A 14,292-nucleotide genomic window follows, 5' to 3' on the forward strand; every position below is an offset into this window, starting at 1 on the left:
AATTCATGCACGTGTAGCAGTCCTCAACAGATTTACGGAATTAGGTCGACCACTTACCCAAGTTACGCCTTAAATTTGGCTCAATTAGGGGGCTTTGTATTTCAAATCTTTGTGCAACAAAGCCGTTTTAAACTGAAGGTGTTTATGAAAAATATAACTATTTTAATGATGGCTTTGGTTTTTATCTTAATCTCAGCTTGTGCAAGTACCACGAATTTAGGGACAGCAGGCGCAGAGCGTAAACAGTTTTTTATCGTTCCTCAAAAGTTATTAACTAAACAGGCAGATAGAACCTATCAACAATTTATTCATCAGGCGAAAGACAAGCAACTTTTGATCATAGATCCGAAATTTGATCAAATTTTAAATAAACTTAAGCAAAATGCGGAGTTTTACCGTCAAGGTTCGAGTCAATGGGATTGGCAAGTCAGTGGGAATTTAAATAAAGATTTAAATGCACATGGTTTTCCAAGTGGGAAAATTGTCATTAACACGGGTTTGTATTGGAGTTTAAAGCTGACTGAAGATGAATTGGCATTTGTGATGGCGCATGAAATGGCACATGCATTACGTGATCATCATCGTGAGAAGATTTCCTTGCTGTTTGCTAGTCAGGTGGCGATGATTTCTTCAACTGCGGGTATCGGCGCGCTTGCTACTGCGGCCAGTAGTGTGACTGGGCAAGCTGTTTTTTGCCTAAAGTTTCAAAATTTGAACTGGAAGCAGATGTCCTTGCACTTGATCTGATGTCGAAAGCGGGCTTTGACCCAAATGCAGCATTGAGTTTTTGGCAAAAATATCAGCAGGAAATGACACGCCGTCAAATGCTTGATGTAAAACCATTGATGAATCAAGACAGTATAGATAAGCGTAAGATTTATATTGAAAAATATTTACCTGAAATGCATATTCAATTTCAACAGGCGCAGGCTTTAATGTTGAATAAAAATGCGATAACTCATGGCACATTCTAGATTGATTTAAACTAAAGCAAAGTTACAAATGATTTATTTAAATCTTGTTTTATAGTTGTGCTACAGCACGATTACATCTGATGTCTATATAAAACAATTCAATGATTCTGTAGCTATTGTATAAATTATAATCAAGCATGATGAATGGAATTCATGGTAAAATGATCGGCTTTCATCTTCTTTGATCTTTTTTCAGATCATTCCATCTGCCAGCCGAGAATTGCTAGCCATGTCTACTGCTTATACTATGCAGACTGCGCCAAAAGCGTTGTTTGATTACGACAAATATTGGGCGTCTTGTTTTGACCCTGCGCCATTTTTGCCGATGTCACGCGAAGAAATGGATCAACTCGGTTGGGACAGCTGCGACTTTATTTTGGTTTGTGGTGATGCGTATATCGATCATCCGTCATTCTGTTCAGGCATTATCGGCCGTACCCTTGAAGCACAAGGTTTCCGTGTCGGGATTATTGCTCAGCCAGACTGGACCAATGTAGAAGCCTTCCGTGTATTGGGTAAACCAAATATTGCTTGGGGCGTGACTGCCGGCAACATGGATTCGATGATCAACCGTTATACGGCAGACCGTAAAATCCGTTCGGATGATGCATATTCTCCGGATAATCAACCGAATAAACGTCCAGACCGTGCAGCAACGGTATATTGCCAACGTGTGCGTGAAGCTTATCCAGATGTGCCTGTATTATTGGGCGGTATTGAAGCCTCACTGCGCCGTATTGCACATTATGATTATTGGTCAGACAAAGTCCGCCGTTCAGTATTGATGGACTCGAAAGCCGATCTATTGATGTATGGTAATGGTGAACGTTCAATCACGGAAATCATGCATCGTTTGGCCCGCGGTGAAAAAATCCAAGAGATTACGGATGTCCGCGGTACGGCATTTATTGTGAATAAAAATAACCGGGCTTCAAAAGCGAAGTTTGTTGAAATTGCATCGAATGATGTCGATGCGATTGGCCGTGTCGATCCGATCATTAACCCTTATGTGATGACCGAAGACCTTGAAGGCTGTGAAATCGAAAAAGGCAAAGACAGCGTTACGCAATATCAAGGCTTCCAAAAAGAAGCGGTAGCAAATCCGATTGTTCGTGAAGGTGATAACTTAGACGCCGACACGCAAATCGTGCAGCTGCAGCCTGCATCAAAAGCCATTAAGCATAAATTGCCGCCGCGTGAATTGGCGGTGATTCGTTTGCCTGCCTATGAAGATGTGGCGAATGATCCTGTGCTGTATGCACATGCCAACCGTATTTTGCATTTGGAAACCAATCCGGGCAATGCGCGCGCGATGGTGCAAAAGCATGGTGAACGTGATGTTTGGCTGAATGCGCCGCCGATTCCCTTGACTACAGAAGAAATGGATTATGTGTTTGACTTGCCGTATGCACGTCTGCCACATCCTGCGTATGGTGAAGCGCGTTTTCCTGCCTTTGACATGATTAAGTTCTCTGTGAACATTATGCGTGGCTGTTTTGGCGGCTGTACCTTCTGCTCAATTACAGAGCATGAAGGGCGTATCATTCAAAACCGTTCTGAAGAATCGATTTTGCGTGAAGTTGAAAAAATTCGTGATACCGCACCGGGTTTTACTGGGATCATTTCTGACTTAGGCGGTCCAACGGCCAATATGTACCGTTTGGCATGTAAAGATCCTGAGATTGAAAAGAACTGCCGTAAGCCGTCGTGTGTATTCCCGGGTGTATGTCAAAACTTACATACCGATCATGCGCCTTTAACCCAGTTATACCGTAAAGCGCGTTCATTGCCGGGGATTAAAAAGATTCTGATCGGTTCCGGTTTACGCTATGACCTTGCGGTGTTAAACCCAGAATATGTCAAAGAATTGGTGACACATCACGTTGGCGGTTACCTGAAGATTGCGCCAGAACATACCGAAAAAGGTCCATTATCGAAGATGATGAAACCGGGGATCGGGACCTATGACCGTTTCAAACAAATGTTTGATCGTTTCAGTAAGGAAGCAGGGAAAGAGCAGTATCTCATTCCTTACTTTATTGCAGCGCATCCGGGTACGACTGACTATGACATGATGAACTTGGCAATTTGGCTGAAGAAGAATGGTTTCCGTGCCGATCAGGTGCAAACCTTTTATCCATCACCAATGGCGACTGCAACGACCATGTATTACACCGGTAAAAACCCGCTGGCTAAAGTGGCGCGTTATACTGAAAATGTCGATATCGTGAAAGGTGAAAAACGCCGCCGTTTGCATAAAGCCTTCTTACGTTATCATGATCCAAACAACTGGCCATTGCTGCGTGAAGCGCTCAAAGAAATGGGGCGTCAGGATCTGATTGGTAACTCAAAACAGCATTTGATTCCGACGTATCAGCCTGCGGGTAGTGCTGAGGGCCAATACCAATCTGCACGTAAAAAGAACTCAAGCATTGCGGGTGATTCACAAAAACGTACAGGCGAACAAGGTAATCGGACTAAGGCTGCTCAATCGCGTCCTTCAAATACCAAGAAGCGTCCTGAGCGCGGTCAAATCTTGACGCAGCATACTGGTCTGCCGCCGCGTGAAACGGGTGATGCGAAAAAACCTTTTGGCGGTCCGAAACCCAAAGGAAAATCGAAGCCTAAATCACGCGCTTAAAATGATTAAATAAAAAAAGACACTTCGGTGTCTTTTTTTATGGGTGTTATGCTCGGCAGCATAAGACAGTTTGCATTTTTATATGCTGTTACAAGCTCAATGCCATATGTGTGTCGGTTATCTCAATGAAATACGAGCAAAATTTGACAGCTTATCGGAATTGTCTGACAGTGAGAGGAAATGCACTTGCTGTCGTTTTAGCGAATGATCTAAAGTATCTGTATATAGCAATGGATGCTATTACTCTGAACGAAGTGGCATGTGATGTTTGACGCTTTAAGTTTGCAACTTTTTGTCAGTTTAAATACGTATTGTGTGAAAGTTAGAGTTATTTTTTTTAATAGGAAATTAAAAAAATAATACTGGTTGTATACTTCGTCTTCAAAAGAAGTATGTCAAAAACCAAAAATATAAGAAATATAAAGGATTATGAGATGACTATATACATAGTAATAGGGAGTATTTTACTCTTCTGTGTGCTCATAATGGCTTGGAAAAGTTTAGAAGGTGATTCTAAGCAACAAGATAGCGCATTGAAACAACGTGCTATTTTCAACATTAATGAGCAATTAACCTACACGCGTTTAAAAGAAATTTTGCCTAAGCATACGATCCTTGCGCACGTGTCTTTTGATGCACTGTTGACCACGAAATACTATCGTACGCGGAATAAGTATCGAAATATGGTGGCGGACTTTGTCGTCCTAGATGAACAGCATCAGATCTTGGCGATCGTCGCTTTAGATGATCCAATGGTGCTAAAACGGATGCAGCAGTCGCAATATCAAGATGCTTTGCTCGCTTTGGCAGGCTATCGGGTCATTCGTTATGATGATGTGCCTGAGTACGTTCAATTACGCGAAGATTTCTTGAATGAGCAGCGTGTACAAGCGCCATTTGTGCCGGTTAATGATCTGAAAAAATATCATTTATATTCAGATTTGGAACGTAAAAAGATCAAAATTATTGGATCTTAGGGATTCAAAGAGCAAAATCTTTTACAAAAAAAAGCATGTCTTTAGACATGCTTTTTTTTGTAATTCAGGCTTAATGGTTATTCAGGCTTAATGGCTACGACCGTTAATTCTACCCGTACACGCGGGTCGTATAATTTGGCTTCAACACAAGTTCTGGGTAATGCTTCAATGTCTGACACCCACGCATCCCATACCTCATTGAATGCGGCATAATCCTGTTCAATATCTTTAAGATAAATGGTCACTGACATAATGTGGCTTTTATCTGTACCGGCATCTGCAAGAAATTGATCAATGATCTCAAATGTTTGCTGTGTTTGTCCTTTGATGTCTAAATCAAGGTCTGTTGCCAATTGACCTGCCAAATGAACCAATTGACCAGAAATAGCGATTTCGGAAAAGCGTTTTGAAACATGCAGGCGTTGGATGGTCATGCGGAATATCCTGAAAGCAAAAAGGTCACTTAATCTTGAGTTTTAGGCATCGTAGCTGCAACTAAGGCCGTCAATAAACAGCCGACAGCAAGGTAGATTGCCACATAATGCCATGAACCATCACCCCAAATCACCAAAGCTGCTGCAATCATTGGGGTAAAGCCACCACCGATAATACTAGCCACTTGATAACCGACACCTGCGCCACTGTAGCGATAGGCGGTACCAAACAGGGAGGTAAAAATCGGTTGGTGTACACTCACCACCATATCATGGGCAATATTGGCAAGGAAAATTGCACCGACAATAATCAGCCAAGTATTTTGTGCATCAAGGGCCATAAAGAAAGGAAAGGCCGAAAGCGCACCAATTAAGCCACCCAATACACACATCTTACGATGATCAAATCGATCTGCTAGCCACGCAAAGAGGGGAATGCTGAAGCAGCTAATGGCACCAACCATTAAGGTGATATTGAGGAAGAACTGTTTGTCCATGCCCAATTGAGCGGTGGAATAATTCAGTGCAAAGTTCGTCACCAAATACATGGTGAGTAACTCGGTCAAGCGCAGCGCAATAATGTAGAAAAAGGCTTTGGGGTGTTGGCTAATCGCTTGCAGAATCGGTAATTTTTGCGGCGTTTGCTGAGCTTTGACCACATGGTCGACAAATTCTTGTGATTCGTCTTGATCACGTCGAATCCACATTGCGATAGCCAGCAAGACAATACTGGCAATAAAGGGAATTCGCCACGCCCAATCAGCAAAAGCATCTTCACCCAAAGTGGCAATAATCAAAGACACAGCGCCTGTTGCCAGAACGAGTCCGACGCCATAGCCAATTTGTACACCACTACTGTAAAAGGCTTTTTTGCCTTTCGGGGCATTTTCTACAGCCATCAGGGCAGCGCCGCCCCATTCACCACCGACAGCAAAACCCTGTATTGCCCGAAGTGTTACGAGTAGGATCGGGGCCCACCAACCGATGGCCGCAAAATTGGGTAATAAACCGATACCGACCGTCGAAATCCCCATCAGGATGACGGTGAGCACCAACATTTTTTTCCGACCCAGCTTGTCACCAAAATGTCCAAACACAATGCCGCCTAAGGGGCGGAACAGGAAGCCGACGCCAAAGGTCGCCAAGGCTGCCAAGGTTCCCATATTGTTGCCAATAATGGGGAAAAACTGATCTTTGAAAATGAGTGCGGCAACAATGCCATAAAGTAAAAAATCGTACCAATCGACTACGGCACCAATGAAGCTACTTAATGCGGCTTTACGCGCACGTTGTTCTTGATTTTGTGAAATATTTTGAGGATTTGGAGCAGATTTTGCAGAAGGCATACAGCGGGGTATTCCATGATTGACAACAGAGTTGCCCTGTAATATTCGGATTTGATCGTCACGCCAATCACAGGACAGCATGCTGAAAGTAAAGGTGATTTTCAGCATCTCAGCGCATACACGGATAATGTAGTGCGCTGATAGAGTACTCTAATTTTAGGCTTTGTGAATAGCAAATTGCTTTAATTTTGTTCTTCTGCCTAAATCTTAAGCAAATACGATCTTCTTGAAGTTTTTAGAGCAGCGAAAGTTGTGCTTCTTGGTTTTGCGCACTTAATTGATAGACCCCTATGCCAATCAGGCGAAATTGATCTTCCTCAGAAATATGCATTTCATGCAGTAATTGCTGTAACACCTGCGCAAGGTCTTCACGATTATTCAGCGATGTTTTAAAACTCTTACTGTGCTGTAGCACTTGGAAATTTTTGAGTTTTAATTTGGCCGATACACCGCGCGCGCTTAACTGCTTTTTTTCTAAACTAGACCAGACTTGGTCAATCAGTTTGGGCCAATAGGGCTGACATTGGCTCAATGTGAGATCATCATCAAAAGTGGTTTCTTTGGAAATCTGTTGACGTTCACGGCTAGATTGGACCGGTCGTTCATCAATGCCTTGTGCATACAGATAGAGTTGTCGTCCATATTTACCGAAATGATGAATCAGAACGGCTTCTTCAATTTGTTGTAAATCACCTAATGTATTGAGTTGCATGGCTTTTAATTTTTCTTGAGTCACTTTTCCCACACCAGGAATTTTTTTCAGTGCCAAGTCATGGATGAAATGCAGAACTTGTGATGGTTTGATAATATAAATGCCATTGGGTTTGTTCCAATCAGAAGCGACTTTAGCCAAAAATTTATTGGGCGCGACACCTGCAGAGGCAGTTAAACCAGTGCTTTGTAAAATCTCTGCCTGAATTCGTATAGCGACTTCGGTGGCGCTCGGAATGTGTTGTAAATTTACTGTGACGTCCAAATAAGCTTCGTCTAAGGATAGTGGCTCAATCAGCGACGTATAGCGTTGAAAAATGGTATGAATTTGCGCCGAAACGGCACGATATTTTTCAAAATTCGGTTCAATCACCACGACCTGTGGGCAGAGTTTACGGGCCTGTGCCATCGACATCGCAGAACGTAAACCAAATTCACGTGCAGGATAGGACGCGGCACAGATGACCGCACGAGGGTGATGTGAAGACACAACAACAGGAAGCTGTTTGAGTTCGGGGCGTTCCCGCAGCTCTACTGATGCAAAGAATGCATCCATGTCGATATGTATGATTTTCCTCATGCCTAGATAAATCAGTGCCTAAAAATTGAATTTCAGTATCGCACAGTCAATCCAGCGCTTTCCTCAATTTTTTAACTCGAACGACACAGGTTGACTGAGTAAAACCACCTTGGTGTTTTGAGCTGCTGCCGACTGTATCAATAGATTTAGGCTTTGAGGAGTGTCATCGGCAAAGCGAGGTAAAAATTCGAGCTCTGGATTCAGTGGTTTGAAAAAATTATCCCAGTGAATTGGAATCACGGTGCTGGGTTGAAGAGTCGCTAAGGTTTCTTTGAAATATTGCTGTTGAAATGCTGCCGTTTGCTTGGAAAGCTGAGCGATGCCTAAAAATAAAGTATCGACTTTTAGTTTTTGCAACTGTTTGGGCACAGCACCTGTACTGGCTTTGACTAAACTGTAATGCGGCCCATGTTGGATGAGATAGTCATATGATCCACCTTCTTTAAACTGACTAAAATGTGCAGGGAGTTGCAGTGGCTGCGAAATTTCTTCCCCCAAATCATCATTAACGGCCGTTGGCGGAGTATGTTGCGAGGGGATGGCAGTAATGGTGAATTTACCGATTTGTATCGGTTGCCAAGCTTGAACTTCGTGTAATTGTGATTCAGCGATTGGCATTGCCTGTGCGATATTTAAGGTGCTTTTAGAGCCGACAATCATGGCCTTGGGGAGCTGGTGGGCCAACATTGGAATATCAAGCGCATGATCATAATGTGAATGAGTCACGAAAATAGCACGAGTGCGTTTTAAGTCGTATTGGTCGATATAGCTGTGTAATAAAGGCTGATCACTTTGGATTTGAGTGAATATGGTTCGACTGAGCGATGGCCGACTAAAGAAGCCATCGATTAGGATTTGCTCTTGGCCATCGTCAAAAAGTAAGGTCGAAACACCAAAGAATTTTACGTGATAGGGTGCCGCTGAGTGAGTATCTGTAGTGCTTTGTGTGGGAAGTTGATAATGCCACGTTTTAAACGCTGCCAAGGTCCCTGAAGGTTGGATCAAATATGCCAATATCCCGATGGCGAGGATCATAAAAACTGAAAATATAATAAGAAAAATTTTTAAAATACGCATCCTGCGACTCAGTTTTCACGGATTATTTTGTTCGATGTTGTCCTGAGTCGGTGAATAAATCAACGAGGTTTGATCGGGGAAACGCCATTTTTGTCTAAAAAATCAGTCCAAGCCTTAGCATCACCTGAAAATACATTTAAATCGACGGTGGTCGAGATGCCTTGAATTTTTCCTTGATTAGTATGTTGCCAAATCAGCCATTTCGGATTGTTTTTTAGATCGGGTGGGCCTTTATATTCGCGGACCCACAGCGGCGTCTGTTTAAACTCGCCAGCTAAGACAATATTATAAAAAGACTTCGAGGTATAAAAAATCGGTTGTTTGCCATAATGGCGGTGCAAGCGATCATGCATATAGCTGATTTCTTTGAGTAACTGCTCTTTGCTGTAGGTGTTAATGCAGTTGGTGTCATATTCCAAATCAATCACGGGAGGAAGGGCATCGGCTTTTTTCGGCACGGAAGCAATAAAATTTTCAGCCTGAATCTTGCCATCACGGCACAGACGGTAAAAATGATAGGCCCCAACTAAAAAGCCGTTTTCCCGTGCTTGTAACCAGTTGTCTTGAAATTTTCGATCTTTAAAATCACCACCTTCTGTGGCTTTGAGATAAACGAATTGGTATTTTTTAGGTGAAATTTTTGACCATTGAATATCTTTTTGATGATGAGAAACATCAAAACCTTTGACGGGATATTCTTCTGCAGATGCAGGGCGATGCGGCATCACGGCTAAATAACCTAATCCAGCCACCACTATGACGCCGCTGATAGCGCTGAGTGCAATAATCGGGCTGTATTTTTTGAGTGAGCTTTTAGAGGTACGTGATTTGGCTTTTTTAGGCATGAAAATGTATCCAAGTATCCCTTTTATCATAACCCTTTAAAGGTTGAGCTGTCATAGATTTGCCCGATGACACAGGTTTAGACATCCACATGTTTAGGAATCTGCCAAAAAATCGCTGCGGTAATCAGGTTAATGCAGCCGAGTAAAATCAAGGTGCTATGGAATGCTGTTTCGATTTGTGCAGGACCATAATAGGCCGTAAACACGTTGACTAAAGTCCCTGCCAAAGCCACACCGATACTCATCGAAACCATCATAATCATAGACAAGAAACTGTTGCCACTGCTGGCATCTTGTTGGGGTAAATCTTTGAGGGTTAAGGTATTCATCGAAACGAATTGCAGCGAGTTTAAAATACCAAAAATAAAAAAGTGTAAGGCACGTAACCAAGTGGGGGTTTCAGCCGTAGAGAGTGCAAAACTGCAAATACAGGCACCGACCAAGAAAGTATTTACCAATAACACTTTACGATAGCCAAAGCGTTGAATGATTTGACGAATAATCGGTTTTGATGCCAATGAACCGAGTACCGTCGGTATCATCAATAAACCTGTGATAAAAGGCTCAAAGCCAAAAGCCACTTGTAGCATTAAGGGAATCAAAAATGGCATGGCATTGCCGCCAAGGCGGGCAAAGAAGTTGCCGATAATACCGATGGCATAGATCCGATTTTGAAATAATTTACTGCGAAACAGCGCATTGGCGTGGGTATGTGCATGAAAGGCATAGATCAAACTGGCGATGATGCCTGCTGCGACTAAAAGCAGGCTCCACCATAGCGGCAGATGCGGGCTGGCAAAGTTTTCAATGCCTAACGATAACCCCACCATGGCGACGACCAATAAGACAAAACCCATAAAGTCGAAGCGTTGTACGCTCGGTTCGGTCACATTGGGCATGGCTTTAAAGGTAATAAGTACTCCTAACAGTCCCATTGGAATGTTTATTAAAAAGATCCAATGCCATGTTGCGACTTCCACCAGCCAACCGCCAAGGGTAGGACCAATTAAGGGGCCCATTAAACCAGCAAGGCTCATCAGACTCATAGCCGATAAAAACTGTGTCCGAGGAATCACTTTGAGCATCGCCAAACGCCCAACAGGCAGCAGTAATGCGCCACCTATACCTTGAATTACCCGATAAACCAGCAGCTCATTCAGGCTATTGGCCATGCCGCAGCCTAGCGATGCTAACGTAAAAATAATAATGGCTGTGAAATACGTATTTCGTACACCAAAACGATCGGCCAACCAACCACTTAAAGGAATACACGCCGCAACGGACAAGACATAGGCCACGACCACACTATGCATTTGTAGCGGGTCTTCGCCCAAACTTCTTGCCATCGCTGGGATTGCTGTATTGACGATGGTCGTATCCAGCCCTTGCATAAAAAAGCCAATAGAGACCAATAGCACAAGAAGTCTAAATTCGGGTTGTAAAGCCTGATGCGTTGGCGTGCTATTCATAAGTCAATAAAGCTGAGATTTTTAAACAGTTTAAATGAATATTGCCATTCGGATGTAGTAAAAGCTTTGCATAATTGAGCCAAAAAATTGCAAGAAAAATGCAATGAAAGTTTCATCTCTATGCAACCTAATGTTTATAAATTGGTCATATTTTAATAAAAGACGAATGAAAACATGAAACTACAAATTTCGGCGCTGATGTGTGCCATGTTGTCTGTGGGGCTAGTGGCGTGTAATGACAGCAATGATGATGCGCAAGTGCAAACACCTCCTCCAGTGGTCGAAGAAGTCACGCCAAACACTATCGCGTTGGAACAGATTGGGCGTTATGAATCGGGTATTTTTGGCGCGAGTGCAGCAGAAATTCCTGCTTATGATGCTCAAAGTCAGCGCGTATTTGTGGTCAATGCCAAAGCTGGTGTGGTTGATGTACTGGATTTAAAACAACCAGCACAGCCTACATATTTACAATCTTTAGATGCTAAAAAATATTTGGCCGATTCTGAAGTGAATAGCGTTGCTGTACACAATGGCATCGTGGCACTCGCGGTGCAAGCGGCCGATAAAACGCAGCCGGGCATCGTGGCCTTTTTTAAAGCACAAGATTTAAGTTTTATCAGTCAGGTCGAAGTTGGGGCTTTGCCAGACATGCTGACCTTTAGCCCAGATGGCAAAAAAGTATTGGTCGCTAATGAAGGCGAACCAAATGAAGGTTATGCAGTCGACCCTGAAGGTTCAGTCAGTATTATTGATCTAACTCAGATTGAAAAGCCAACGGCGAAATTGGTGGATTTCCGTGCGTGGAATACACGAAAACAAGAGCTAATTGATGCGGGCGTTCGCATTTTTGGACCCGACACCGCACAATATGCCGATGTGAAGACGCAAGGTGTACAAACCACGAGTGTGGCTCAAGACCTAGAACCTGAGTACATTGCGGTGAGCCAAGATGGTCAAACGGCATGGGTGAGCTTACAAGAGAACAATGCGATTGCCGTGCTCGATCTAGTGAAAGCAGAATTTATCGATATTTTTCCGATGGGTTATAAAGATCACAGCTTGCCTGAAAATGCACTTGATGGCAGTGATCGTGATTGTGTGATTGGTGCGACAGACAGCTTAGGTCGTCAGGTCGAGAGCTGTGCCAAAGATGCTGGGATGATCAATATTCAGGCATGGCCTGGGCTGTATGGTATGTATATGCCTGATGCCATTGCACATTATCAAGCGGATGGAAAAAGTTATTTGGTCACCGCCAATGAAGGCGATGCCCGAGAATGGCTAAAAGACGAAACACAGTATTTTACGGGCGAAGATTTAAGCCAAGGCTATGCCGAAGAAATTCGAGTTAAGCATCTGTTTAAAAAAGCTGGCTTTGATGCAAAAGGGGATTATGCAGCACATTTACGTCATCTGGTGCCTGGTGTCGTTGGTGCAAAACTCGACCCGAGCGTCTTTAAAGCTTGTACCACCACAGCGCCGACAGAAATTTGTGCAGATAACCTGATCAAAGATGCACAGATTGGCCGTTTAACCATCAGTTGGACACAAGGTTTTAAACGTGATGCTGCCGGAAAACCTGTATTGGACGACGGTAAGTTGGTTTATGACAAACTTTATACCTATGGTGGGCGCTCGTTCAGTATCGTCGATCCCATCAGTCGAAAAATTGTTTGGGATTCTGGCAGTGAGTTTGAACGCAAAATTGCTGAATTGTTCCCAGCCCAATTTAATAGTAATCATGAAGCCTTTAAATTTGATGATCGTAGTGACAATAAAGGCCCTGAACCTGAAGGTATCACACTGGGTAAAATTGGTCAAAAAACCTATGCCTTTATCGGGCTAGAGCGGGCTAGCGGGATCATGGTGTATGACATCACACAGCCGCAACAGGCGAAATTTGTTCAGTATTTTAATACACGAGATATAGCGCAAACCGATATAACTAAGCAGGGCGATTTAGGGCCCGAAGGTCTGATTTTTATTGCGGCCAAAGATTCGCCCAATGCTCAACCTTTATTGGTGGTTGGAAATGAAGTGAGCGGTAGCACTGCGGTTTATCAGATTAAATTGAAATAATTAAACTTTAAAGCATTTGTTTTATTTGAGGTTTTTATTTTAGTATCGAGAAATGCACGGCGCGAAATTGTATGAACGCCAGATAAACTGTCATAATGCGCTCAAGTCCTTCATTTATTGGAGGGCTTTTTCTTTATGGCAAAGGTGTTTTGTTTTCATGACAATCGAAATTCTGATGGTCATAGGCTTCTGTCTCGCGGCCTATTCTATTGTCGGTAATGATGTGCCACAGACATTGGGAACCTTTATTTCATCCAATGCGCATCGCCCTTGGTGGCTGTTGTGGATCTATGTCAGCAGTATTTTAGCCATTGTATTGGTTTATGGTTGGTACAGTTCTGGCGTGGGGGATGCATCTTATGGTCGTTTAGAAACGATTCCATTTCCCGCAGAAGGGGTCACGTGGCTCTATATTGTGCCACCGATCTTACTGATCATTTTGACTCGCTACGGAATTCCGGTCAGCACCACATTCTTAGTGTTAACGATTTTCTCTCCGAGTAGTCTTGGGTCGATGTTAACCAAGTCGATGATGGGTTATGCGGTAGCTTTTGTTGTTGCGATTATTGTTTATCGATTTGTGATTAAAGGCATCTCGGTTTATTTCAGTAAAACACGTGATGAAACACCCTCGAATATTTGGGTGGGACTACAGTGGGTTTCGACGGCATTTTTATGGAGTCAGTGGCTGATTCAGGATTTGGCCAATATTTTTGTCTACGTCCCTCGTCAGGTGCCGCTGGAGTTCCTGATTTTTGCAATTGTGGTGTTTATCGTACTGCTTGGGATCATTTTGTACCAACGTGGCGGGGCGATTCAGGGCATTATCGACACCAAAACGGGTGTGGCTGATATCCGCTCGGCAACCATTATCGACTTTATGTATGCTTTGATTTTATTGGTGTTCAAAGAGTGGAGTAATATTCCAATGAGTACCACTTGGGTGTTCTTGGGCTTACTCGCAGGACGTGAATTTGCTATGTCCATGCATTTACATGAAGTGAATAAATATCGAACTTCACGAAATGTCAGCAAAGATGCGATGAAATTGATGCTTGGTTTGTTGATGAGTATTTTCTTAGCGACAACATTGCCATGGTTCTATCGTGTGGTGTCGGGTTAAGTCGGCACGATCTCGATTTGAATTAGGACATCGAGC

At 43.2% G+C, this 14,292-nt stretch carries 12 protein-coding genes; 6 read left to right on the forward strand and 6 right to left on the reverse strand.

The annotated features are described in order from the left end of the window. The first annotated feature begins 144 nt into the window (after positions 1–144). From FTT98_RS06715 to FTT98_RS06725, 4 genes are all read left to right on the forward strand, one after another. A complete protein-coding gene (locus tag FTT98_RS06715; protein ID WP_257220659.1) occupies positions 145–747 on the forward strand; it encodes a M48 family metalloprotease in 603 nt (200 codons plus the stop codon). Continuing rightward, the gene (locus tag FTT98_RS18105; RefSeq protein WP_257220660.1) at positions 747–974 is read left to right on the forward strand and encodes a hypothetical protein; all 228 of its coding nucleotides are present in this window, start codon (positions 747–749) and stop codon (positions 972–974) included. The genes FTT98_RS06715 and FTT98_RS18105 overlap by 1 nt, the downstream gene beginning before the upstream one ends. Before the next feature lie 229 nt (positions 975–1,203). Further along, entirely contained in the window at positions 1,204–3,615 is a 2,412-nt protein-coding gene (locus tag FTT98_RS06720) for a YgiQ family radical SAM protein (protein WP_078189552.1), read from the forward strand. Positions 3,616–4,049: 434 nt separating this feature from the next. Next, complete coding sequence (locus FTT98_RS06725; protein WP_078189487.1) at positions 4,050–4,592, forward strand: DUF2726 domain-containing protein; 543 nt, start codon at positions 4,050–4,052, stop codon at positions 4,590–4,592. 77 nt (positions 4,593–4,669) lie between these two features. Here FTT98_RS06725 and FTT98_RS06730 read toward each other — a convergent pair whose 3' ends face one another. The 6 genes from FTT98_RS06730 to mdtD all read right to left on the reverse strand — a co-directional run bounded on the left by FTT98_RS06730 (position 4,670) and on the right by mdtD (position 11,054). Next, positions 4,670–5,026: a RidA family protein gene (locus FTT98_RS06730; protein WP_180039898.1), complete on the reverse strand. Its 357-nt coding sequence runs from the start codon at positions 5,024–5,026 to the stop codon at positions 4,670–4,672. Between the two features lie 29 nt (positions 5,027–5,055). After that, the gene (shiA, locus tag FTT98_RS06735) at positions 5,056–6,372 is read right to left on the reverse strand and encodes a shikimate transporter (protein WP_180039980.1); all 1,317 of its coding nucleotides are present in this window, start codon (positions 6,370–6,372) and stop codon (positions 5,056–5,058) included. Positions 6,373–6,607: 235 nt separating this feature from the next. Then, complete coding sequence (gene dinB, locus FTT98_RS06740) at positions 6,608–7,663, reverse strand: DNA polymerase IV (RefSeq protein ID WP_180039900.1); 1,056 nt, start codon at positions 7,661–7,663, stop codon at positions 6,608–6,610. 63 nt (positions 7,664–7,726) lie between these two features. After that, on the reverse strand, positions 7,727–8,740 hold the full coding sequence (locus tag FTT98_RS06745; RefSeq protein WP_180039902.1) for an MBL fold metallo-hydrolase: 1,014 nt from the start codon (positions 8,738–8,740) through the stop codon (positions 7,727–7,729). 59 nt (positions 8,741–8,799) lie between these two features. Beyond that, on the reverse strand, positions 8,800–9,585 hold the full coding sequence (locus tag FTT98_RS06750; protein ID WP_180039904.1) for a GH25 family lysozyme: 786 nt from the start codon (positions 9,583–9,585) through the stop codon (positions 8,800–8,802). 77 nt (positions 9,586–9,662) lie between these two features. Next, positions 9,663–11,054, reverse strand: coding sequence for a multidrug transporter subunit MdtD (mdtD, locus tag FTT98_RS06755; RefSeq protein ID WP_180039906.1), 1,392 nt, complete (start codon positions 11,052–11,054; stop codon positions 9,663–9,665). Positions 11,055–11,228: 174 nt separating this feature from the next. On the opposite strand from mdtD, the gene FTT98_RS06760 reads away from it, so the two are divergent. Both FTT98_RS06760 and FTT98_RS06765 read left to right on the forward strand, forming a co-directional pair. Next, positions 11,229–13,133: a choice-of-anchor I family protein gene (locus tag FTT98_RS06760; RefSeq protein ID WP_180039908.1), complete on the forward strand. Its 1,905-nt coding sequence runs from the start codon at positions 11,229–11,231 to the stop codon at positions 13,131–13,133. A gap of 157 nt (positions 13,134–13,290) precedes the next feature. Then, entirely contained in the window at positions 13,291–14,256 is a 966-nt protein-coding gene (locus FTT98_RS06765; RefSeq protein WP_078189479.1) for a hypothetical protein, read from the forward strand. Positions 14,257–14,292 lie beyond the last annotated feature (36 nt).

It is taken from the genome of Acinetobacter sp. YH12039, from assembly GCF_013420015.1.
Lineage (GTDB): Bacteria > Pseudomonadota > Gammaproteobacteria > Pseudomonadales > Moraxellaceae > Acinetobacter > Acinetobacter amyesii.